General features: G+C 62.5%; 25 protein-coding genes, 1 tRNA gene and 1 pseudogene. 18 read left to right on the forward strand and 9 right to left on the reverse strand.

The features are described from left to right. Window positions 1–2 precede the first annotated feature (2 nt). Window positions 3–953, reverse strand: coding sequence for an allantoinase PuuE (gene puuE / locus C5P05_RS06725; protein WP_114969070.1), 951 nt, complete (start codon window positions 951–953; stop codon window positions 3–5). Window positions 954–957: 4 nt separating this feature from the next. Beyond that, window positions 958–1,629, reverse strand: coding sequence for a GntR family transcriptional regulator (locus C5P05_RS06730; RefSeq protein ID WP_114969071.1), 672 nt, complete (start codon window positions 1,627–1,629; stop codon window positions 958–960). 94 nt (window positions 1,630–1,723) lie between these two features. On the opposite strand from C5P05_RS06730, the gene uraH reads away from it, so the two are divergent. Then, window positions 1,724–2,077: a hydroxyisourate hydrolase gene (gene uraH / locus C5P05_RS06735; RefSeq protein WP_114969072.1), complete on the forward strand. Its 354-nt coding sequence runs from the start codon at window positions 1,724–1,726 to the stop codon at window positions 2,075–2,077. 4 nt (window positions 2,078–2,081) lie between these two features. On the opposite strand, the gene C5P05_RS06740 is transcribed toward uraH, so the two are convergent. Beyond that, the gene (locus tag C5P05_RS06740; protein ID WP_114969073.1) at window positions 2,082–2,594 is read right to left on the reverse strand and encodes a hypothetical protein; all 513 of its coding nucleotides are present in this window, start codon (window positions 2,592–2,594) and stop codon (window positions 2,082–2,084) included. Between the two features lie 50 nt (window positions 2,595–2,644). Here C5P05_RS06740 and xdhC point away from each other — a divergent pair, with 50 nt between their 5' ends. The 4 genes from xdhC to C5P05_RS06760 all read left to right on the forward strand — a co-directional run bounded on the left by xdhC (window position 2,645) and on the right by C5P05_RS06760 (window position 6,451). Then, entirely contained in the window at window positions 2,645–3,481 is an 837-nt protein-coding gene (gene xdhC, locus C5P05_RS06745; protein WP_114969074.1) for a xanthine dehydrogenase accessory protein XdhC, read from the forward strand. Window positions 3,482–3,492: 11 nt separating this feature from the next. Next, complete coding sequence (locus tag C5P05_RS06750) at window positions 3,493–4,734, forward strand: urate hydroxylase PuuD (RefSeq protein ID WP_114969075.1); 1,242 nt, start codon at window positions 3,493–3,495, stop codon at window positions 4,732–4,734. 151 nt (window positions 4,735–4,885) lie between these two features. After that, window positions 4,886–5,776: an amino acid ABC transporter substrate-binding protein gene (locus C5P05_RS06755; RefSeq protein WP_114969076.1), complete on the forward strand. Its 891-nt coding sequence runs from the start codon at window positions 4,886–4,888 to the stop codon at window positions 5,774–5,776. Window positions 5,777–5,866: 90 nt separating this feature from the next. Next, window positions 5,867–6,451 carry a chalcone isomerase family protein gene (locus tag C5P05_RS06760; RefSeq protein ID WP_114969077.1) on the forward strand — a complete coding sequence of 195 codons (585 nt, stop codon included), beginning with the start codon at window positions 5,867–5,869 and terminating at the stop codon, window positions 6,449–6,451. 14 nt (window positions 6,452–6,465) lie between these two features. On the opposite strand, the gene C5P05_RS06765 is transcribed toward C5P05_RS06760, so the two are convergent. After that, the gene (locus C5P05_RS06765) at window positions 6,466–7,449 is read right to left on the reverse strand and encodes a Bug family tripartite tricarboxylate transporter substrate binding protein (protein WP_114969078.1); all 984 of its coding nucleotides are present in this window, start codon (window positions 7,447–7,449) and stop codon (window positions 6,466–6,468) included. 144 nt (window positions 7,450–7,593) lie between these two features. On the opposite strand from C5P05_RS06765, the gene C5P05_RS06770 reads away from it, so the two are divergent. The 7 genes from C5P05_RS06770 (at window position 7,594) to C5P05_RS06800 (ending at window position 13,617) form a co-directional block, all read left to right on the forward strand. Further along, window positions 7,594–7,986, forward strand: coding sequence for a hypothetical protein (locus C5P05_RS06770; RefSeq protein WP_114969079.1), 393 nt, complete (start codon window positions 7,594–7,596; stop codon window positions 7,984–7,986). Between the two features lie 154 nt (window positions 7,987–8,140). Continuing rightward, window positions 8,141–8,932: an IclR family transcriptional regulator gene (locus tag C5P05_RS06775; RefSeq protein WP_114969080.1), complete on the forward strand. Its 792-nt coding sequence runs from the start codon at window positions 8,141–8,143 to the stop codon at window positions 8,930–8,932. 179 nt (window positions 8,933–9,111) lie between these two features. Next, a complete protein-coding gene (locus C5P05_RS06780) occupies window positions 9,112–10,077 on the forward strand; it encodes an MBL fold metallo-hydrolase (protein WP_114969081.1) in 966 nt (321 codons plus the stop codon). A gap of 50 nt (window positions 10,078–10,127) precedes the next feature. Continuing rightward, window positions 10,128–11,801 carry an FAD-dependent oxidoreductase gene (locus tag C5P05_RS06785; protein WP_114969082.1) on the forward strand — a complete coding sequence of 558 codons (1,674 nt, stop codon included), beginning with the start codon at window positions 10,128–10,130 and terminating at the stop codon, window positions 11,799–11,801. Between the two features lie 10 nt (window positions 11,802–11,811). Continuing rightward, window positions 11,812–12,036 (forward strand): DUF2783 domain-containing protein, encoded by a 225-nt coding sequence (locus C5P05_RS06790; protein ID WP_114969083.1) that lies wholly within the window; start codon window positions 11,812–11,814, stop codon window positions 12,034–12,036. 18 nt (window positions 12,037–12,054) lie between these two features. Further along, window positions 12,055–12,594: a VOC family protein gene (locus C5P05_RS06795; protein WP_114969084.1), complete on the forward strand. Its 540-nt coding sequence runs from the start codon at window positions 12,055–12,057 to the stop codon at window positions 12,592–12,594. Between the two features lie 6 nt (window positions 12,595–12,600). Next, window positions 12,601–13,617: a fumarylacetoacetate hydrolase family protein gene (locus C5P05_RS06800; RefSeq protein ID WP_114969085.1), complete on the forward strand. Its 1,017-nt coding sequence runs from the start codon at window positions 12,601–12,603 to the stop codon at window positions 13,615–13,617. A gap of 145 nt (window positions 13,618–13,762) precedes the next feature. Here the strand turns inward: C5P05_RS06800 and C5P05_RS06805 are convergent, their stop codons facing one another. Next, complete coding sequence (locus tag C5P05_RS06805; protein ID WP_114969086.1) at window positions 13,763–14,836, reverse strand: CDP-6-deoxy-delta-3,4-glucoseen reductase; 1,074 nt, start codon at window positions 14,834–14,836, stop codon at window positions 13,763–13,765. 46 nt (window positions 14,837–14,882) lie between these two features. Between C5P05_RS06805 and C5P05_RS06810 the strand changes: the two genes are divergently transcribed. Further along, a complete protein-coding gene (locus tag C5P05_RS06810) occupies window positions 14,883–15,818 on the forward strand; it encodes an SDR family oxidoreductase (protein WP_232834374.1) in 936 nt (311 codons plus the stop codon). Between the two features lie 27 nt (window positions 15,819–15,845). Here the strand turns inward: C5P05_RS06810 and C5P05_RS06815 are convergent, their stop codons facing one another. Continuing rightward, window positions 15,846–16,388: a hypothetical protein gene (locus tag C5P05_RS06815; RefSeq protein WP_198674642.1), complete on the reverse strand. Its 543-nt coding sequence runs from the start codon at window positions 16,386–16,388 to the stop codon at window positions 15,846–15,848. A 20-nt stretch (window positions 16,389–16,408) separates the two neighbouring features. Beyond that, window positions 16,409–17,479 carry a flavodoxin family protein gene (locus C5P05_RS06820; protein WP_114969088.1) on the reverse strand — a complete coding sequence of 357 codons (1,071 nt, stop codon included), beginning with the start codon at window positions 17,477–17,479 and terminating at the stop codon, window positions 16,409–16,411. Window positions 17,480–17,984: 505 nt separating this feature from the next. Between C5P05_RS06820 and C5P05_RS06825 the strand changes: the two genes are divergently transcribed. From C5P05_RS06825 to C5P05_RS06840, 4 genes are all read left to right on the forward strand, one after another. Further along, window positions 17,985–19,337 carry a PQQ-dependent sugar dehydrogenase gene (locus tag C5P05_RS06825; protein WP_114969089.1) on the forward strand — a complete coding sequence of 451 codons (1,353 nt, stop codon included), beginning with the start codon at window positions 17,985–17,987 and terminating at the stop codon, window positions 19,335–19,337. Next, complete coding sequence (locus C5P05_RS06830) at window positions 19,334–19,756, forward strand: DUF2177 family protein (protein ID WP_114969090.1); 423 nt, start codon at window positions 19,334–19,336, stop codon at window positions 19,754–19,756. The genes C5P05_RS06825 and C5P05_RS06830 overlap by 4 nt, the downstream gene beginning before the upstream one ends. A gap of 129 nt (window positions 19,757–19,885) precedes the next feature. Beyond that, window positions 19,886–20,437, forward strand: a complete 552-nt coding sequence (locus tag C5P05_RS06835) for a hypothetical protein (RefSeq protein ID WP_114969091.1) — start codon at window positions 19,886–19,888, stop codon at window positions 20,435–20,437. A 15-nt stretch (window positions 20,438–20,452) separates the two neighbouring features. Continuing rightward, window positions 20,453–20,647 (forward strand): tripartite tricarboxylate transporter substrate-binding protein, encoded by a 195-nt coding sequence (locus C5P05_RS06840; protein WP_269813906.1) that lies wholly within the window; start codon window positions 20,453–20,455, stop codon window positions 20,645–20,647. A 33-nt stretch (window positions 20,648–20,680) separates the two neighbouring features. Here the strand turns inward: C5P05_RS06840 and C5P05_RS06845 are convergent. Next, window positions 20,681–20,992, reverse strand: a pseudogene (locus C5P05_RS06845) (MBL fold metallo-hydrolase); the annotation flags it as partial. Between the two features lie 114 nt (window positions 20,993–21,106). Between C5P05_RS06845 and C5P05_RS06850 the strand changes: the two are divergent. Continuing rightward, the gene (locus tag C5P05_RS06850; RefSeq protein WP_114969092.1) at window positions 21,107–21,997 is read left to right on the forward strand and encodes a LysR family transcriptional regulator; all 891 of its coding nucleotides are present in this window, start codon (window positions 21,107–21,109) and stop codon (window positions 21,995–21,997) included. A 52-nt stretch (window positions 21,998–22,049) separates the two neighbouring features. On the opposite strand, the gene C5P05_RS06855 is transcribed toward C5P05_RS06850, so the two are convergent. Continuing rightward, window positions 22,050–22,134, reverse strand: a tRNA-Leu gene (locus tag C5P05_RS06855). Window positions 22,135–22,142: the final 8 nt, after the last annotated feature.

Below are 22,142 nucleotides of genomic sequence, written 5' to 3' on the forward strand. Positions count from 1 at the left end.
CGCTATTGCGGCTCGTTGGCCTGGTAAGGGTGGGTGGCTTTCCAGTGCCGGGCAATGTCAAGGCGCCGGCAGACCCAGACCCGCTCAAACTTCTCGATGTGGTCCAGAAAGCGCTGCAGCGCCGTGATGCGCCCGGGCCGCCCCAGCAGCCGGCAGTGCATGCCAATGCTCATCATTTTTGGGGACTCGGCGCCCTCGGCGTACAAGACGTCGAAGGTGTCCTTGAGGTACTGAAAGAAGGGATCGGCGTGCGAATAGCCCTGCGGCAGGGCAAAACGCATGTCGTTGCAGTCCAGGGTGTAGGGCACGATCAGCTGCGGCACGACTTCGCCGCTGGTTTTTTGGACCTGCATCCAGAACGGCAGGTCGTCGCCGTAGTAGTCGCTGTCGTATTCGAAGCCGCCGTAGTCCGCCACCAGGCGGCGCGTGTTGGGGCTGTCGCGCCCGGTGTACCAGCCCAGGGCGCGTTCGCCGGTCATGCGGGTGATGATGTCCATGCCCCGCGCCATGTGCTCGCGTTCGGTGGCCTCGTCCAGATGCTGGTAATGAATCCAGCGCCAGCCGTGGCAGGCAATTTCATGGCCCAGTGCTTTCAGTGCCTGCACCAGTTCCGGGTGGCGCTCCAGCGCCATGCTCACGCCAAACACCGTCAAGGGCAGCTGGCGTTTTTCGAACTCGCGCAGGATGCGCCACACACCCGCACGCGAGCCGTATTCGTAAATGCCCTCCATGCTGATGTGGCGCTCTGGAAAACTGGGCGGGTTGAACATCTCGGACAAAAACTGCTCGGAGCCGGCATCGCCATGCAGCACGCTGTTTTCGCCGCCTTCTTCGTAGTTCAGCACAAACTGCACGGCAATGCGGGCCTGCCCGGGCCACTGGGCGTGCGGGGGCTTGGGCCCATAGCCGATGAGATCGCGCGGGTAGAGCAGGGTGCTGTCGTAGTGATGCATAAATTCAGGCCAGCGCCAGCGCCGGGGCGATGTGGGTGTTGGGGGCTTTGGGGTCAAACGTCAGGTGGGCTTCGACGTGGTGCAGGTGTTCATCCATCAATTGCAGCGCCAGGGCCTCATCGCGGGCGGCCAGCGCCTTCACGATGGCCGCATGTTCCGCATGGGAATGCTCGGCCGCGCTGGCGGACTGGTACATCAGGGTGATCAGCGAGCAGCGTGAAATCAGGTCCACCAGCATTTGGGCCAGCACCTCGTTGCCCATGAGTTCCGCCATGCGGACATGGAAATCGCCGAGCAACTCGGTGCGGCCGGGAACGTCGTCAAGCGCCATCGCTGACTTTTCTTGTGCCACATGCGCCTTGAGTACCCGGATCTGGGCCGGCGTGACTTGCCGCACGAAGGCGCGCGTCATCTCGGCCTCCAGCATGCGGCGCACGGTGAAGACTTGCCTGGCCTCACTGACCGAGGGCGTCGCCACGAAGGCGCCCCGGGCCGGTTCCAGGCGGATCAGGCGGTTTTGCGATAACTGGAACAGGGCCTGGCGGACCAGGGTGCGGGAGACGCCAAACTGGTCCGCCAGTTTTTGCTCGGACAGCTTGGCGCCGGGCTGGAGCTGGTGCGCCACGATGGCCCGGGTCAAGGCGGTCACGATGAAACTGGTGGTGGAGGACTCCATGCGGTCATGATAGCTGCAATCCGAAAAAGTGTATACACTTTCAGCCGGCTGCCCGTATTCTCAAGGTGGCGTTGCAAAGACGGAAGGACACACCATGGGCTTGAGCACACACGTACTGGACACCATGCACGGCACGCCGGCGGCGGGCATGCAGGTCGCGCTGTTCAGCACGGCGGGGGAGGTTGCGACCCTGGTGAAGCAATTTGTGCTCAATCAGGATGGCCGCAACCCGGGCGGCCTGCTGATTGACAACGACAGCCTCAAGTCGGGCACCTACCGGCTGGTGTTCGATGTGGCGGCTTACTTCAAGGCGCGCGGCGTGGCCTTGCCGGAACCCAATTTTTTGGGCAAGGTGAACCTGGATTTCGGCATTGCCCACGCGGACCAGCACTACCATGTGCCGCTGCTGGTCAGTCCGTGGAGCTATTCGACCTATCGCGGCTCATGATTTTTTACAGTTGCCCCTCGGTCAGGGTGTCGAGTTGAAAGAGGCCGCTCTTGTGCCAAAGCCAGGTATCGGTGTAGGTGACGCGGCCCATGCGTGCGGGTATCGGATAAGGGGCGGCCTGGCGCACGGTGCGTTCGATTTCCTTGATAACTTCGGGCGCGTGTGTCGGGGCCCGCATCCAGTTGAGCTTGGTGACCCGGCCCTTGCCGTCGACGTCAACCTGCAGCACGCCAATGGCGTAAAGCATGGGCGGCAGTTTTCCCTGATAAATCCGCTGGGCATTTTGCGCGTAGAGATGACTGGCGGCATCGCGTCGGTAGTCCCGCGGCGTGGAGGCGCGCGAAACCGTGACCACCGGCGCGGGCCCGGCAGCTTGCTCTGCAGCGGACGGCGGCGCATCAGCTGCGGGTGCCGTGGCTCGGGGAGCCGTGGGCGTGGACGTGCAGCCCGCCATGAAGGCGACAACGCCGGCGGTGGCGGCCATCAAGGCTCTGCGGATCAGGCGTAATAGGTTCATGCTGCGTCTCCGGTGCTGGTGTTATGGCTTATAGATGAGGTAATGGTAGCGTGACTACAAGGGAAATATTTTTGGCGCGCCTGGCGCAGGAGGAAGCCGTGTTGATCACGGTGCACGCGACCCGCGGCTCGGTGCCTCGGGAGCAAGGCGCCTGGATGGCGGTTTTCAGCCAGGGCGCCGTGGGCACGATTGGCGGCGGGCACCTGGAGTTCGCGGCCATGGCGCAAGCGCGCACGCGCCTGCTCGGATTACCGGGCGGCGAGGGCGAACCGGTGCAGCGTTTTGCGCTGGGCCCCGCCTTGGGTCAGTGCTGCGGTGGTGAGGTGCATCTTCGCTTCGAGCGGGTGAGCGCGGCGGACATCGGCGCGCTCAAGGTGCAATTGGCGGAACAGTCGTATCCGGTCGCCCTGTTTGGCGGCGGCCATGTCGGCCATGCCCTGGTGCATGTGCTGGCGCCGTTGCCGCTGCAGGTGAGCTGGATTGACAGCCGCGATGAAGTCTTTCCGGCGGGCCTGCCGTCCAACGTCAGCTGCGAACATTCCGATCCGGTGCAGGCGGCGGTGGCCCAACTGGCGCCCGATACCCGCGTGCTCATCATGAGCTTCAGCCATGCGGAGGACCTGGAGGTGGTGGCGACTTGCCTGAAGCGCCAGCGCTTGCAGGCCGACTTACCCTATGTCGGCCTGATTGGCAGCAAGACGAAGTGGGCCGCCTTTCGCCACCGGCTGGAGGCACGGGGCTTTTCGCCGCAGGAGCTGGCCCACATCACCTGTCCGATCGGTATTACCGGGATTGGCGGCAAGGAGCCCGAGGTGATCGCCGTGGCGGTGGCGGCACAGATATTGCAGACATTGCCAGCGCACCATGCGCATCACGAGTACACATAAGGACAAGACGGATGGAAAGTTACTACCTCGACTGGGGCAACCTGCTGTTGCGCTGGGTGCACGTCATCACCGCCATTGCCTGGATTGGTTCCTCGTTTTATTTTGTCTTTCTCGACAGCAGCCTGACCCCGCCAGTGGATGATGACCTGAAAAAACAGGGCGTTAGCGGTGAGCTATGGGCGGTGCATGGTGGCGGCTTCTATCACCCGGTCAAGTTCAATGTGGCGCCACCGCAGCTACCTCCTCACTTGCACTGGTTTTATTGGGAGAGTTACAGCACCTGGCTGTCGGGTTTCGCGCTGTTCACGGTGTCCTATCTCTGGAGCGCCAGCACCTACCTGATCGACAAATCGCGCATGGACTGGGCGCCCGCCAGCGCGATCGCGGTGGCGCTGTCCTTCCTGGTGGTGTTTTGGCTGCTGTACGACCTGGTTTGTCGGGTCTTCGGCCAACGCAAGCATGGCGATGCGATTGTGGGCGCGTTGGTGTTCATGCTGGTGTGCGTGGCGTCCTGGCTGGCCTGCCATTGGTTCGCCGGCCGGGCGGCATTTTTGCTGGTCGGCGCCATGCTGGCCACCACCATGAGCGCCAGCGTCTTTTTCTGGATCATTCCGGGGCAACGCAAGGTGGTGGCAGCCATCAAGGCGGGCGCGCCGGTGGACCCCGTCCACGGCCAGCGCGGCAAGCAGCGCAGCGTGCACAACACTTATTTCACCTTGCCGGTGCTGTTTGCCATGCTCAGCGGCCACTACAGCTTTACCTACACGCATCCGCAGAACTGGTTGGTGCTGATTTTGATGATGTTCGCCGGCGCCGCCATTCGCCAGTTTTTTGTCATGCGTCACGGCTACAAGCTGGGGCGCAATGGCAATCCGCTGGGCTATGCCGTGGTGGGGGTGGTGGCCATCCTGGCGGTCATCGTCTGGCTGAGGCCGGTGCCATCCTCGGTCAATGTTGGTAATGCTATTGATTCAATAGCTACTCCCGCTTATTCGACGGGGGCTATAGGTCAAAAAGACTATAAAAAAGTGCAGAGCGTGCTGGCGCAGCGCTGCTATATGTGCCACGGCGAACAGGTGCAGATGAAGAACGTGCGGCTGGATTCACCGCAAAGCCTCAGGCTTCATGCGCAGAACGTGTACCAGCAAGTGGTGGTGATGAAGCTGATGCCGATGAACAATGCCACGGGCATCACTGATGCCGAGCGCCTGCTCATCAGGCAGTGGTATGAAGCGGGGGCTAGGACCGATTGAACGACGTGGCGCACAAGGCCCGCCTTTATCACTGCGGCATGGAAGTTGCATTCTCATTTTGCATAAAGCGCGAATGAATCGGCATTGGCGGCGTTGAGCCGACGTGGCTAGAGTCGCGGCCGGGGAGTAGACATGCGTTGTTGGAGCAGATATGCAAATAAAGTCGTTGGCGGGTGCCTTGGCACTGGGTTTGTTACTGGGCGGTTCAACTGCGCAGGCCACTGGCGTGCTGGAACGGGTGGCTGCCGGCGGCAAGCTCGTCCTGGCGCACCGCGAGTCGTCCATTCCTTTTTCTTACCTGGACCAAGACAATAAGCCCGTGGGCTATGCCCTGGATTTGTGCCTGAAACTGGCGGATGCCGTGCGCAAGAAAACAGGGGCCAAAGCCATGCAGGTCGAGTTTTTGCAGGTCACCTCGGCGAATCGCCTGGCCATGGTCGAGCAGGGCAAGGCCGATCTGGAATGCGGCTCTACCACCAACAACGCCGAGCGCCGCCAAAAAGTCGCCTTCACCATTCCCCACTTCATCACGGGCGCGCGCATGCTGGTGCGCGCTGACAGCAAAATCGAACGCTTTGAAGATCTGAATGGCAAGAAACTGGTTTCCACCAAGGGCTCCACGCCCCTGAACGCAGCCGTGCAGGCCAACCGGGAGCGCTTGCTGAATATCAACATACTGGAAGTGGCCGACCATACCAAGGCGGTGGAGATGGTGGAAAAGGGTGAGGCAGACGCCTTTGTGATGGACGATGTGCTGCTTTATGGACTGGCGGCCAACCGTGCCAAGCCCGAAGCCCTGAAAGTCGTGGGCAAATTTCTCACCACCGAGCCATTGGCCATCATGTTGTCCAAGGATGACCCCGAGTTCAAGAAACTGGTGGATTCCGAAATGCGCCGCCTGATCATGAGCCATGAGATTCAGCCCATCTACGATAAATGGTTCCTCAAGGGCATTCCCCCCAAAGGCAAGTCACTGAACTTGCCGGCGAGCTACCTGCTCAAGGATTTCTGGAAGTACCCGACAGACTTTGTGCCGTTCTGAGTCGTGCGGCAACCCTCAGACGGGAATGATCTGGTACCCTGCATCCGCACCGGGGCGACGCCCTGGCTTTCAACCCTGAGGAGACAAAACATGAATAATTTAATGGTGCGGCTTCTGGCCGCAGTGGTCATGGCGCTCGCCGCAGTGGGGGCGCTTGCACAGCCGGTCGACATCGAAGGCGTGAAGCTTGAGCCGACGGCCCAGGTCGGCACCACAACGCTGCAACTCAACGGCGCCGGCGTGCGTACGCGCGTCATCTTCAAGGTCTACGTGGCCGGGCTGTACGTGCCCCAGAAAGCGGGCGATGCGGCAACACTGCTGTCCCAAAAGGGTGCGCGCCGCGTGGCCATCACCATGTTGCGCAACGTCGATGCGGAATCCTTTGCCACCGCACTGAATGACGGTTTGCGCAGCAACCACAGCGAGGCACAGTTCGCCGGCATGAAGTCGCAGATCGATGCCTTGAATGCCAACCTCAAGGCGGTCGGCGAGGCCAAGAAAGGTGACGTGATCCACTTTGAGTTCATGCCGGAAGCGGGCACGCGCGTGACGGTCAACGGGCAGGTGCGCGGCAGCGTGATTCCCGGGGAGGATTTTTTCACCTCGGTGCTGCGCATCTGGATCGGCGACAAGCCGGTTGACGGCAGCCTCAAGAAGGGACTGCTCGGCGGCTAGGCCCTGGCCTTCTGTCAGTCCACCCGCGCCCCGGACGCCTTCACCAGACTCTCATACTTGGTCCGTTCGCTGGTCATGAAGGCGCCAAACTCTTCAGGCGTGCTGGGTGCCGGTTCGGCCAGCAAGGTGGCAAAGCGGGTTTTGGTTTCGGGCGCATTGAGTGCCGCCACGAAGGCCTGATTGAGCCGGGCCAACACGTCTTTCGGCGTGGCCGCCGGCGCCACCAGACCCCACCAGGTGTCGATGGCAAAGCCCTTCAGGGTGTCCGCCACCGGCGGTGTGCCGGGCAGGGCGCTCACGCCCTTCAAGGTAGTCACCGCAATGGCCTTGAGCTTGCCGGAGCGAATGTTGGGGGCGGCGGTGGCCAGGTTGTCAAAGTTGAAATCCACCTGCGCACTGAGCAGGGCCAGTTGCGCCGGATTGCCACCGTTGTAGGGAATGTGCACGGCAAAGATGCCGGCTTCTTTCTTGAACAGTTCCCCGGCCAGGTGGCCCGCGCTGCCATTGCCGCCGCTGCCGTAGTTGAGCTTGGCCGGGTTGGCCTTGGCATAGGCAATCAGGTCGGACAGCTTGTCGATCTTCAAACGCTGGGCCACTTCCGCGTTCATGACCAATACATTGGGCACCCGCACCATCTGCGTGATGGGGGCGAAGTCAGTGGCGGCGTTGTAGGGCATCCTGGCGTACAGCCAGGGGTTGACGGCATGGGTGGCAGTGGCCGCGATGCCGATGGTCAGGCCGTCAGGCGCTGCCTTGGCCACCGCGTCGGCGCCGATGTTGCCACCCGCGCCTGGCCGGTTCTCGATGATGACAGTCCCCAGCGTGTCCCGCACCCGCTCCGCGAGGGCGCGTGCCGTGACGTCAATCGGGCCGCCCGCCGCGTAGGGCACGATCAGGCGGATCGGTTTGCCTTGCGCCTGCGCCACCGTTGCGGTGGTCGCGCTGAGCAAGGTCAGGGCGGCCAGTGTGAAAGATTTGAGGGATGTTGGGTAATGCATCGCGCTATTCTGCGCGATGCCGGGGGCGTTCTTGGTGACATCGTCTTACACGCCTTGCATTTTGTACGTCGTCTGAGCGGGGCAGGGGGCGTTGTAGGTACATGGGGGATTTTCTCCATGCCCAACTCAATGAAGGAATTCACGATGAAGATTCAAACTCTGATGACTGCTCTCGTTCTCGCCGCCAGCGGTGCCGCTTTTGCCCAAACCACAGCCGGCCCTGCCGCCGCGGACCTCAAAGCAGTCGCACCTGCGGCGGAAGTCAAGAGTCCTGTGGCGACACCCGCCGTGGACAAGGCGCAGGCCGAGCAGCAACTGAGTATCGAAAAAGGGGTCGCCTCGGGTCAACTGAGCACCAAAGAGGCGACCGATCTTGAGAAGAGTGAAACCAAGCTGGAAGCCAACAAGAAAGGCGCCAAGGCCGACGGTAAAGTGACTGCGCAAGAGAAAAAGAAGCTCAAGGTGGAAGCCAGCGCGAACGCCAAGGCGATCAATAAGCAAAAAGCCGACAAGCCGGTGCTTGACCCGGTCAAGTAAACCGGGGCTCGCAAAAAAGGCCGCACCCACCGGGTGGCGGCCTTTTTTTGCGTTGCCTGGCCTGAACGTTATTTCAAAACGACCTTGGCCCCGACCTGTTTATGATTCGGGCGATAGCGCCGCCGCTTCGCGTGGCGCAAGGGGCGAAGCCGGGATGAGCAAAGATACAGAAGGTCAACATGGCGTGCAGTCGCTGGAAATCGGGATCAGCATCCTGCGCGCCATCACCAACGGCCACCGCGCCATGATGCTCAAGGACATCGCGGCAGCGGCGGACATGCCGGCCTCCAAGGTGCACCGCTACATGGTCAGCCTGGTTCGCTCCGGCCTGGTGGACCAGGACCCCATGACCTCGCGCTACGACCTCGGTCCGTTCGCCTTGACGGTGGGCCTGGTCGCGGTGGACCGGCTGGACCGCGTCGGCCTCGGTCTCTCGGCCATCGCGCAATTGCGCGACGAGATCAACGAGACCACGGCGCTCGCCGTCTGGAGCGACAACGGCCCGGTGATCGTGCGCTCGGAGCGGCCACACCGCCCGATCACGGTGAATGTGGTGACCGGTACGGCACTCAATACCCTGACTTCGGCCAGCGGCCGCATGTTTGCCGCCTGGTTGCCCCATGCCACGGTGGAACCGCTGATTGCCCGCGAACTGAAGACGCCGGACTTGCCGGCCGACGTGCGCACGTCAGCGGCGGTTGAGGCCATGCTGGCGGCCGTGCGTCAGCACGGGGTGGCCGCCGTGACCGATTACCACCTGGTGCCGGGCGTGGCGGCGGTGGCTGCGCCGGTCTTCAATGCCAAAAACGAAATCACGCTCGGGGTGCTGGCCATCGGCGTGAAGGGCATGATCGACATGTCGCTGGACGGGCCGGTGGTTGCCGCCTTGAAGCGTTCGGCGCAGGCGCTGTCATTGCGGCTGGGCTATGCGGGAGGGGATGCATAGCCGCTCTGTAGACGCCGCCCAATCACTCGGCTTCGGGGATACGCAATGTCCCGAGGCCATTTTTTTGCCCGTCCCTATTGACAGAACTAGTTCTGTATTTCAGAATCTTGTCCAATAGCGTCCGCAACCCGATCAGCGTGACGGATGCAAGAGCCCCATTTATTACCAAGGAAACACCCATGAGCAAGCAGTTCGCATCCCAAGCCGACCTCGAGGTCAAGAAAACCACCTTCGCCCAGATGTCCGAGCACTGCTGGGCCTATACCGCCGAGGGCGACCCAAACACTGGCGTCATCATTGGCGACGATGCCGTGCTGATCTGCGACGCGCTGGCCACGCCGGTCATGGCGCAAGGCCTGATTGCTGAAATCCGCAAGGTTTCGGACAAGCCGATCAAGTACGTCGTGCTCTCGCATTACCACGCGGTGCGCGTGCTCGGCGCCTCGGGCTACAAGACCGCCGGCCTGCAGGAAATCATCGCCAGCCAGGGTACCTACGAGATGATCGTCGAGCGCGGCGCGCAGGATATGCAGTCGGAGTACGAGCGTTTTCCGCGCCTGTTCGACGCCTTTGATTCGATTCCCGGCCTGACCTGGCCGACGCTCGTTTTCAAGGACGCGATGACGCTGTGGATGGGCAAGCTGGAAGTCAAGATCATGCATCTAGGCGCAGGCCACACCAAGGGCGACACGGTGGTTTGGGTGCCGTCAGAAAAAGTGCTGTTCTCGGGCGACCTGGTCGAAGCCGATGCCGCTTGCTACACCGGCGATGCGCAGCTCGAAGAATGGCCCGCCACACTGGATGCACTGGCCGCTTTGCAGCCGGAAAAACTGGTGCCCGGTCGGGGTCCGGCGCTGGTCGGCTCCGAGCGCGTGCAGGCCGGCCTGGCCTACACGCGCGATTTTGTCGTGACGCTGCTGAGTTCGGCCAAGGAGGCCGTGGCCCAAGGCATGAACCTGAACCAGGCCATGGCGCATTGCCGCAAGGCCATGGACCCCAAGTTCGGCCAGGTCTTCATCTACGAACACTGCCTGCCGTTTGACGTCACCCGTGCCGTGGATGAGGCCAGCGGCATCAAGCACCCCCGCATTTGGACGGCGCAGCGCGACCAGGAAATGTGGCACGGCTTGCAGACGGGGGCTTAGATTTCTTCCCCCGATTTCTGAAGCGAGTATTTATAAAAAAGGAGACAGACATGTTGAGTACCTATCAATATTCGAGCTACGAATACGTCCGCCCGCCGGAGCAAAGCGGGGCCGACAAAAAGCGCTATCCGGTCGTGATCGTGGGTGCTGGTCCGGTCGGCCTGGCGGCCGCCATTGAGTTGGCCCAGTCCGGCGTGCCCGTGGTGGTACTCGACGATGACAACACGGTTTCTGTCGGCTCCCGTGGTGTTTGCTATGCCAAGCGCACGCTGGAGATTCTGGACCGCCTGGGTGTCGGCGACGCCTGTGTGGAGAAGGGCGTGAGCTGGAATGTCGGGCGTACCTTCTTCCGCGAGGAAGAGGTGTACAACTTCAACCTGCGCCCGCAAGACGAGCACAAGCGCCCCGGCATGATCAACCTGCAGCAGTATTACCTGGAAGAGTTCGAGATCAAGCGCGCCCAGGAGTTGTCAAATCTCGATCTGCGCTTCAAGAACAAAGTGCTCTCGGTCAGCCCGGACGGGCAGGGCGCGACGCTGCAGGTGGAAACGCCGGACGGCATCTACAGCCTGGAAACCGACTGGCTGATCGTGGCCGATGGCGCGCGCAGCGGCATTCGCCGCATGATGAACCTGGAGATTGACGGCAAGATTTTCATGGACCGTTTCCTGATCGCCGACGTGGTGATGAAGGCCGATTTCCCGCAGGAGCGGTGGTTCTGGTTTGACCCACCGTTTCACCCCGGTCAGTCGGTGCTGCTGCACCGCCAGGCCGACAACGTCTACCGCATTGACTTCCAGCTGGGCTGGCAGGCCGACCCGGAAGAGGAGAAGAAACCGGAAAACGTCATTCCGCGCATCAAGGCCATGCTGGGCGACGAGCGCGAGTTCGAGCTGGAATGGGTCAGCGTCTACACCTTCCAGTGCCGGCGCATGAACAGCTTCACGCACGGCCATGTGCTGTTTGTCGGCGACGCCGCTCACCAAGTGTCGCCCTTCGGTGCGCGCGGCGCCAACTCCGGCATTCAGGATACCGACAACCTGTGCTGGAAGCTCAAGCTGGTGATCGAAGGCAAGGCGCCGTCCAGCCTGCTCGACAGCTATTCGCAAGAGCGTGTTTTTGCCGCCGACGAGAACCTGCTCAATTCGACCCGCTCGACCGATTTCATCACGCCCAAGAGCAAGATGTCGCTGACCTTTCGCAATGCCGTGCTGACCCTGGCGCGCGACCACGCGTTTGCCCGCGCGCTGGTCAACTCGGGTCGTCTGTCGGTGCCGGCGGTGCTGACCGAATCGCCACTGAATACCCCGGACACGGCCGAGTTTGCCGGCGACATGGTGCCGGGCGCGGCGCTGGATGACGCGCCAATGCAGGAGGATGGCAAGAGCGTTTGGCTGCTGGACGCGGTCGGCGGGCACTTCATGGCGCTGGTCTACGTCAACGACCCGGCGGCGGTCGATGCCGCGAGCGCCCGTGCGTTTCGCTTGCTGCTGGATGCGCCGATTCCGGTCGACGTGGTGCTGGTGTCCTCGAAGGCGGGCGTGGGCCCCGAAGGTCTGCGCGTGCTGGTGGACGAGAAGGGCCGGTTTGCCGAGCGTTTTGATGCCCAAGCCGGCACCGCCTACCTGCTGCGTCCGGATCAGCATGTCGCCGCCCGCTGGCGCGCCTTTGACGCGGAGGCCGTGCGCGCGGCACTGGCGCGCGCTACTTCCAATGTTCATTAAGGAGTCACCCATGTCGCTCAATCGGCAACCCAACCTCAAAGAGCCCGGCAAGCGCTATTTCCAGGCCTACACGCCGGGCGATGACTTTTACGAAACCCTGATCGACACCCATCGCGATCTGTCCGATGAGCAAAGTGCGCTGGTCAATGCCAAGCTGGTGCTGCTCTTGGCCAACCATGTCGGCGATCTTTCCGTGCTGCGCGAGGCGATGCAGATCGCCCGCAACGGCGTCTAACTTATTCAGGAGCATCCCATGACCATCCAGAAAATCCACCACGTCGCCTACCGCTGCAAGGACGCCAAGGAAACCGTGGAGTGGTACGGCAAGTACCTCGACATGAACTTCATCCTGGCGATCGCCGAGAACGAAGTGCCCTCGACGAAAGAGCCCGATCCCTACATGCACGTCTTTCTCGACGCCGGCAACGGCAACGTGCTCGCGTTCTTCGAGTTGCCGACCCAGCCGCCGATGGGGCGCGACACCAACACCCCCGTCTGGACGCAGCATCTGGCGCTGCAGGTCGAGTCGGTCGAGGCGATGCTGGCCGCCAAGGCCCGACTGGAAGCCGACGGCATTGCAGTGATCGGCCCGACCGATCACACCATCTTCAAGTCGATCTACTTCTTCGACCCCAGCGGCCACCGTCTGGAACTGTGCGCCAACACCGGCACGCCGAAGATGGCCAGGATGCTCGACGAAGCGAAGTGGGACATGCTCAACGAATGGGCCATCACCAAGAAGGCACCGCAACACGCGCGCTGGATGCACGACGGCAGCTACGCCGGGGAATAAACGAAGATGAAACTTGCCACCCTCAAACAAGGCGGCCGCGACGGCACGCTGGTCGTCGTCAACCGCGCGCTGACGCACTGCCGCGCGGTGCCGGCCATCGCCCGCACCCTGCAGGCGGCGCTCGACGACTGGGATGCCTGCGAGCCGCAGCTGCGCCAGGTCTATGAAGCCCTGAACAGCGGCGCCTTCACAAACCCGGAGCCGTTCGAGCCGGGCGCCTGCCATTCGCCATTGCCGCGTGCCTACCAATGGGCCGACGGCTCGGCCTACGTGAACCACGTCGAGCTGGTGCGCCGCGCCCGCGGTGTCGAGTTGCCAGCGGAGTTCTGGACCGACCCGCTGATGTACCAGGGCGGCTCCGACTCCTTCGTCGGTCCGCGCGATCCCATACTGGCCTTGTCGGAAGACTGGGGCATCGACCTGGAAGCCGAAGTGGCGGTCATCACCGGCGACGTCAAAATGGGTGCTACGCCCGCGCAATGCGCGCCGGCGATTCGCCTGCTGATGCTGGTCAACGACGTGTCGCTGCGCAACCTGATTCCAGCGGAGCTGGCCAAGGGCTTCGGTTTTTTCCAGTCCAAGCCGGCCACGGCCTTCAGCCCGGTGGCGATCACGCCGGACGAACTGGGCGCCGACTGGCGCGAGGGACGGGTGCATCGGCCTTTGACCGTGCATCTCAATGGCCAGTTGTTCGGTCAACCGGACGCCGGCACCGACATGGTGTTCAACTTTCCGCAATTGGTGGCGCACGTCACAAAAACGCGGGAGATGGAAGCCGGCTCGATCATCGGCTCCGGCACGGTCTCGAACAAACAGGGCGACCTGCATGGTTCGTCCGTGGCCAATGGCGGTGTCGGCTACTGCTGTCTGGCTGAAGTGCGCATGTACGAGACGATCGAAGCGGGCAAGCCGCAAACCAGCTTTCTTAAGTTTGGCGATACGGTGCGTATCGAGATGCTGGGCCGCGACGGCGCGTCGATTTTCGGCGCCATCGAGCAGCGAGTTGAGAAGTACCTTGGGTGAGGTTGGCAGGGCCAACAACGGCCCCGGGGGGCTTGAAAAATCCCCTTGGTATTTGCCCTAATGACACCCAAGATCCAGAGAGCCCCTGGCGTGGCTATTGAGCGCAAGTACCAGGGTCGCGCCTGAGCGCCCCGCCAGAAATGAATCAGGCCGTGACCGGCTCGTGCACCTTGTCGGCTTCGGTGATGAAGGCGTCGGCGTAAAACTCATCCTCGGGCAGGTCGGCTTGCGTGGTGTAGGCGGCCTTGGCCGAGTCCACCACGATGGGGGCACCGCAGGCATACACCTGGTACCCGGACAGATCGGGAAAATCCTGTAACACGGACTGGTGGACAAAGCCGGTGCGCCCGGTCCAGCCATCCACCGTCAGCGCGTCCGAGATGACGGGCACGTAGCTCAGATTCGGCATTTCTGCCACCTTCGCCTTCACCCACGCATCCATGTACAGGTCTGCTGGACGACGTCCGCCCCAGTACAAGGTGGCGGGGCGCGTGATGCCCTTGAACTGCATGTGTTCAATGACGGCCTTGATGGGCGCGAAGCCGGTGCCAGAGGCCAGCAGCACGATCGGCTTGGGGCTGTCTTCACGCAGGAAAAAACTGCCATACGGTCCTTCGATGCGCAGGATTTCTTTTTCCTTCATGGCATTGAAGACGTGCTCGGTGAATTTACCGCCCGGCATGTAGCGAATGTGCAGCTCCAGACCGCCGCCCGCGGCCTGCGTGTGCGGCGCATTGGCCATGGAGTAGCTGCGCCGCGCGCCATCGCGCAGAATGAATTCCACGTACTGGCCGGCATGGTAGGCAAAGGTGTCATTGGCCGGCAGCTGCAGCTTGAGCAGCATGACGTCGGCGGACATTTTTTCCATCAAGGTCACGCGCGTCGGCATTTTCCGGATCGGTAAAGCGCCCTCGGAGGTCACCTGGCGCGACTCCAGCACCACGTCGCTGTGCGCGATGCCGCAGCAGGTCAGGACAAAACCCAGGGCTTCTTCTTCCGGGCTCAGGGCCTTGCTCTGGTGCGGCCCGTGCACCACGACACCTTCCAGTTTCTTGCATTTGCAGGAACCACAGGCGCCGTCTTTGCAGCCGTAAGGCAGACCGACACCGGCGCGAATCCCGGCGGCCAGCATGGTTTCATCGGGGTTGGCGGTGAACAAGCGGCCGCTGGGCTTGACCGTAATCTGAAAGGCTGGCGTGGCGGTGTCGCTGCTCGTCATGTTTTCTGTATCCTTGAGAACGTTACATTTTTAATAGCCTCCGATTTTGCCTTCAAACCAAAGCCCCCATGCCATCCTGTACGCCACACGCCCGGGCGCCTTGCCGGCCCGTTTTCGACGCACGCGCATCTTGATCGTGGGCTGCGGTGATGTCGGCCTGCGCGTGGCGCAAGCCCTCGCTGGCCGGGTGCGGCTGATGGCGGTCACCTCCAGCTCGGATCGCACGCAGGCGCTACGCGCGCGGGGCATCACGCCCCTGGCAGGCAATCTGGACGACCCCGACTCGCTGCGCCGGCTGGCTGGATTGGCCACCCGCGTGCTGCACTTGGCGCCCCCACCGGGTGAGGGCTGGGGTGACCCGCGCACGCTGGCCTTGACCCGTGCCTTGCGCCGGCGCAGTCCGCCCGACGCCATGGTCTATGGCTCCACCAGCGGCGTGTATGGCGATTGTTTGGGTGATGTTGCTATTGAAACAAGAGCTACTCACGCAGATACACCAAGGGCTAGAAGGCGAATTGATGCTGAAAATACGATGCGTTTCTTGGGCCGCTCTGCGCCGGTGCGATGCAGCATTCTGCGCATTCCCGGCATCTATGCGCCCGACCGCGAGGGCGGCACGCCGCGCCCGCGCCTGCTCAAGGGCACGCCGGTGCTGCAGGCGGCGGATGACGTCTACACCAACCACATCCATGCCGACGATCTGGCGCGTGCCTGCCTGGCCGCCCTGTGGCGCGGCAGGCCGCAACGTGTTTACAACGTGAACGACGACACCTGCCTGAAGATGGGCGACTACTTTGATCTGGCGGCCGATTTGTACGGGCTGCCGCGGCCGCCACGCGTGGCGCGCGACACGGCCAGGGAGCAGCTGTCCCTGATGCTCCTGAGCTTCATGAGCGAATCGCGCCGCATGGACAACACGCGCCTCAAACGCGAACTGCGGTTGACCTTGCGCTACCCGACGGTGGCTGCCGGTTTGTCATAGGCCGGACCACAGGCCGGGCGCCCGCGTTCACGCGGTGGTGTCGTCCCCGTAGTCGCCGACCGAGGCCTGGATGACTTTCCGGGCGATGGCGGTCTGCTGTTCCGTGCGGCACTCGGCCACCAGCACAATCTGCCCGCTGGCGATGGCATCGCGCACCAGCGCCGACAGCCAGCCCTCTTTTTTCTCGGTGCCGGTCGCAGGTTGGGCCTCAGCGCCGACCACGGCGCCGATCACGCCGCCCAGCACGGCACCCCAGCCCAGCATGGCAAGCGGCGCGATCAAGGGGCTGGCGACGAACAAGGTCACGTTCGCGGCTACCAGGGCTACCTCCGCCAGCGCCCCGAGGCCGGTGCCCACAGCGGTGCCGATGGCGCCGTCCACGAAGACGTCCTTCAGCACCGCATTGCTGTCTTCTTTGGGTGCGGCGGGGGTGGGCGTAGCCGAGTCAATCTGGAAAATCTGCAGCTGTTCACGCGGCAGCCCGCGCTCGATCAGCGTGGAAAATGCGTCCTCGGCGTCGTCGCGGTTGGAAAAAAAACCGGATACATGGTGGCGATAGTCGTTCATCATTTTTCTCCTTGGTGGTTGACTTACTTGGGGCGCGGACGCGACAGACTGGGCTGCGCCGCCTGCAGGCGTCCGGCGCGCAACTCAAGCACCGCCTTGGCTACCGCGCGCGCCACATTGCGCGCCTCCTCCTGCACGGCCTGATCCCGATCCAGGGCCTCGTGGCTGTTGGCATACGGCTCGTAGTAACCAATAAAGCGGTCCAGTCGTGCTTGCGCACCGGCGTCAATGAACCCCATCCAGTCGAGCCAGTCCGACAAGGCGCGGCGCGCGCCTTCGACACCGGCCACGTCGCCGTGCACGATCAGCCCGTAGGCGCGGCCAGCCAAGTGCTGCGGGTAGTCCCAGCCGGCCATCTCCAGTTCCTTCGCCTTGGCGGCTTTCTTGCCCGAGGTCGAGGTGGGATCGGGGTTGCCGCCGTCGGCGCATACCAGGCGGTCGATCATCAGTTTCAAGGGGCTTGGGCTCTGGTACCAGTACACCGGCGTCACGATGATCACCGCATGCGCGGCCGCCCAGCGCTCGTAGATCTCGGCCATCCAGTCATTGGTCTGGTTGAGGGCGTGGTTGGGGTAGCAGCTGCACGGCCAGTGGCACAAGGGCATGGCGGTCGATACGCAACCCTTGCAGGGGTGGATATGGCGGCCGTAGTCGGAGGTGAGCAGGCTCAGGTCCAGCACATCGACCTGGATGGTGGCCTGCTCCAGGCTGGCGCGGGCAATGTCCAACAACCGGAAAGTCTTGGACATCTCGCCTGGGCAGGTGCCGTCGTTGCGCGCCGAGCCGCAGATCAGCAACACCCGCGACGGGCTCGCCGGGTCGGCCCAGCGCTGTTGTGCCTCCAGAATGCGTTGCTTGGTGGCGATCCACTCGGTGGACAGATCGTAGTCGGGGTCGGCATAGCCCGGCCCCGCCTTCTGCGTGAAAGGCGCCTTGCGGCCCTCGATGTAGGCGGCCCAGGCGATCTCTTCCAGCCGCCCGATGGCCGGCTCTTCGGCCCGGAACGCCGGATCGATGAAGGAAGCGCGAAAGCGCACACCGAACGCCGCCCGATCAAGCGGGGCCGGTGCCTGGCCTTTGCGAACCTCAATCACAGCGGCCTCCGGTGGTTGTCATGGGGCTCAAGCGCAGGGACCAGGCGGCCGCATTTTGAGCTGTTGACCGTCATGATTTTTTCCTTTCAGCGTGAACTGTGGGGACACGACACCAAGCGCCTCAAATCGATTCGCTGGTTGATGCCCCGACCTTGGCAGCCTGACCGGCTGCAGTCTGTTCGCTTGCGAACGCAGTACAGGGTTTTTCGTCACGAATCCTGCTTTTGATCGTAGTCGCAGTGGTGTATCCGACACCGCTTCATGGTTGACGGGCCGTTCGAAGCCACAGTCCATTCAGTCAAGCCGTTCGCGGCCTGAAAACAAGAAAATTTACCCGCTGTGTTCGCCAGGGCACTGAATTTCTCGTTACAGGAACTTACGCTTCAGGCTATCCAGTTGCACCGAAGCGTGTCGTGGCAGCTGATTCGACGAGCGAACGTGCCGCCGCTGGTATCAGCGCCCGCGAACCAAGCCTGATCCACTGTCACGCCAAGGAGCCGCTTTTATGTCCCGAATCCCTACTGTTTCAAACGCCGCCTGGTTGAGTGTGATTGTTCTGACCCTCGCCGCCTGTGCCGAGATGGCCAAGCTGCCGATCGCGGCGGGCAGCGGACCTCATCCCGTCTTGCCAGCGCCCCACAGCACGCTGCTGCCGACCGTGAATATCGCGCCTGCCAAGGGCTGGCCGAGTGGGGCGACGCCGCAGGCGGTTGAGGGAACCCGGGTCGCCGCCTTCGCCAGCGGCCTGGACCACCCGCGCTGGCTCTATGTGCTACCGAATGGCGATGTGCTGGTGGCGGAGACCAATGCGCCGCCTAAGCCTGACGACGCCCGAGGCATCCGGGGATGGTTCATGCGCCTGGCGATGAAGGATGCCGGCGCCGGCGTGCCCAGCGCCAACCGCATCACGCTGCTGCGCGATACCGACGGCGATGGGGTCGCGGACGTGCATTCGGTGCTGCTGGAAGGTTTGAATTCGCCCTTCGGTATGGCGCTGGTGGGCAATGAACTGTTTGTTGCCAACTCCGATGCGGTTCTGCGATTTCCGTACACCCCTGGCGACACGCGCATCAGCGCGCCCGGCACGGTGGTGGTGGCCTTGCCGGCGGGCCCCATCAACCACCATTGGACCAAGAATCTGATTGCAACGCCTGACGGCAGCAAACTTTATGTGACCGTGGGCTCCAACAGCAACGTGGCCGAACGCGGCATGGCGGAAGAGGTGGAGCGCGCCGCCATCTGGGAGGTGGACACTCGTAGCGGCGCGCACCGTATCTTTGCCTCGGGGTTGCGCAACCCGAACGGGCTGGCGTGGGAGCCCCACAGTGGCGCGCTGTGGACGGTAGTCAACGAACGCGACGAAATCGGCAGTGACCTGGTTCCTGACTACATGACCTCGGTGCGCGAGGGCGCTTTTTATGGTTGGCCTTACAGCTACTACGGCCAGCATATCGACGACCGGGCCAAGCCGCAGCGGCTCGATCTGGTGGCCAAAGCGATTGCCCCGGATTACGCCCTGGGGCCTCACACCGCCTCGCTGGGCCTGGCGTCTTCCGTGGGCACCTCGCTGCCTGCGTCCTTCGCCAACGGCATGTTTATCGGTCAGCATGGTTCCTGGAACCGGCGCCCGCACAGCGGCTACAAGGTCATCTTCGTGCCCTTCAAAGACGGTCAGTCCGCCGGCGCGTCGGTCGATGTCCTGACCGGCTTCCTCAGCGAGGAGGGCACTGCCTTCGGGCGGCCGGTCGGGGTGGTGCTGGACCAGCGGGGCGCCTTGCTGGTGGCAGACGACGTGGGCAATGTGGTCTGGCGTGTGAGCGCGCTCGCCGGGACACCAACAAGCAGGGGAATCCCATGACCAAATATTTGCTGGCCTACCTGGCTACCGCCATCGCGATCGTCGCGCTGGATCGGTTTTGGCTCAGCGTTCTGGCCAGGCCGCTTTATCAACAAGGCTTCGGGCGCCCGATGGCAGAGCGGCCCAATGTTTCTGTTGTCCTGCTCTTTTATGCGTTGTTTGCCATGGGCGTGATGCTGTTTGCCGTGGCCCCAAACGAGGCGGAGGCCAACTGGGGTAATACGTTTGTCGCAGGAGCACTGCTCGGTTTCTTTGCCTATGCCACCTACGACCTGGCCAACCCCATGAAAAACTGGCCTGTCGGTGTCTCTGTGCTTGACATCTCTATGGGTAGCTTGTTCAGTTCGTTCTCGGCCGGCGCCGGCAAGACCGCCCTGGATTGGGTTGCGGATATGGAGCAGATTTTTGCCATGCCGTAATGGACCGGTGAGTCTGTAGGACATCTACTACGGCAATGGGCGGTGCCGTCCGCTGGGCGGGCTGCCGCATGCGTCCCATACTTGGTTTTTAGATGACTTCCTGTCTAACTGGCCAAGAGAAGGACCTGCATGACCATTATTTTCAAGTTGAAAGCGTTACTTCTGGCCGCCGCTGTGCTGGTGTTTCCGGCGGCACAGGCCACCATCATCACCAAGGTTGAACTGGACATAGCCCAGACCCGCATCAGTGACGCGCATCATGTGGACAAGCAAGCATGCCAGGCGCTGGCCGCCAATAGCAAGGACATTTGTCTGACGCAAGCCATGGCCAAGGCGGAGGTCGCGCGCGCTGAATCGCAATACGAATTTTCCGGCAAGTCGGGTGATCAGATCAAAGTGCTGGAAGCCAAGGCCACGTCAGCCCATGCCGTCGCCAGGGAAAAATGTGACGACCAGTCCGGCAACGCCAAGGATGTGTGCATTAAACAGGCCAAGGCGACCGAGATCAAGGTGTTGGCTGACGCCAAAATGGACAAGCAGATCAATACAGCCAGGAAGGACAGCGCGCAAGACATACTTGACGCCGACTACATGGTGGCGTTCGAAAAATGCAACGCCATGTCGGGTGATGCCAAGGCTCGCTGCGTCGCCTCCACCCAGTCCAGATTCGGCAAGGACTGATACGGCCCACCCGGCCTGAACGCGAATGTGGTGAAGAAACTCAACACGGCGATGAACACCGCCATGAAAGATCCAGCCCTCCAAAAAGGCATCACCGACCGCGGTGAAGAGCCGGGCGGCGGCACCCCTGAAGAGTTGAACAAATTGACGCGGGACTGCTACAAGCTGTGGGGCGAGGTGGTGAAGGCGAACGACATTCGGGCGGAATAACGCTGCCCAACATCAGCCGCCCGGGGATGGGTTTACCACTTCTGCTTGGGGGAACAGCTCCTTCAGGGTTTCCACGCCAAAGTAGTAGTCGGGGTCGGCCTGGCTCACATAAATGATCTCGAGCTGCTTGCCGCTGTCGAACACGTTGGCGGCAATCCGCAACGCGTCGGCGCGGTTGAAGCCAGCGTCAATCACCATGGCTTCTTTCTCGCCATAAACCAGGGTGGAGTTGACGTTGAAGCTATTTCTGTCGGCGTTAAAGACCTTCAGTTGCTAGGGTTGCGCGGCCTGGGCAGATGCAAAAGCAACGGCCAGAGTGGCGGCGAGAACGGTGGTGCGGATCATGTTGAGGGCTCCTGGGGGTAAGTGTGTTGAACAAGAAGTCTGCAGTTTATGTACGAATAACGATCAAATAAACCCGATAAACTGCGCTTATATGTTTCATAAATAGATCAAATCATGGACCGACTGACCGCCATGCGTGTGTTTACCGAAGTTGCCACCAGCGGCAGCTTCAGCGCCACCGCGGACAAGCTGGAGATGTCGCGCGCCATGGTCACGCGCTACGTGGCCGAGCTGGAGCAGTGGCTCAACGCCCGGCTCTTGCAGCGCACCACCCGCAGCGTCACGCTGACCGATGCGGGCGAGCACTGCCTGCGGCGCAGCCAGCAGATGCTGGCGCTGATGCAGGACGTCGAAGAAGAAACCGCCAGCACCGAGGGCGCGCTGCGCGGCCAGCTGCGCCTGACCTGTAGCATGTCCTTCGGCTACGCCCAGATGGCCGCCGCCATTGCCGACTTTCTGGCGCTGCACCCGCAGCTGAAGATCGACCTGGACGTCAGCGAAGGCTCGCTCAACTTGGTCGAGAAGCGCATCGACCTGGCCATCCGCATCAGCGGCGAGCCCGATCCACTGCTGATTTCCCGCCCGCTGGCGCGCTGCGACTCGGTGCTGGTGGCGTCGCCTGCGTATCTGGCGCAATGCGGCACGCCCGAAGTCCCTGCCGAGCTGGCCCGGCACCGCTGCCTGAGCTACACCAACTTCGGCAAAAGCGTGTGGCAATTGACGCGCAACGGCGAGACCGCCAAGGTCAGCGTCACCAGCCACTTCAGCGCCAACGAAGCCACCACCTTGCTGCAGGCCGCGCTGGCCGGCGGCGGCATTGCGCTGCAGCCCACCTACCTGGCGAATCCGCTGCTGCACAGCGGCCAGCTGCACGCTGTGTTGCCGGCGTGGCGCCTGCCGGTGATGACCATCCATGCGCTGTATCCGTCACGCAGGCATTTGTCGCCTGCGGTGCGGGCCCTGCTGGACTTTTTGGTGGAGAGGTTTGCGCAGCTGCCTTGGTGAGGGCATAAGAAAAAAGCCGCATCGTTCAGGGAACGATGCGGCTTTTTAGATCTGGTGCCCGGGGCCGGAATCGAACCGGCACTCCTTTCGGAGGGGGATTTTGAGTCCCCTGCGTCTACCAATTTCACCACCCGGGCGGATTCAG

The sequence above is a fragment of the Rhodoferax ferrireducens genome, assembly GCF_003347515.1.
In the GTDB taxonomy this organism is placed as follows: domain Bacteria; phylum Pseudomonadota; class Gammaproteobacteria; order Burkholderiales; family Burkholderiaceae_C; genus Rhodoferax.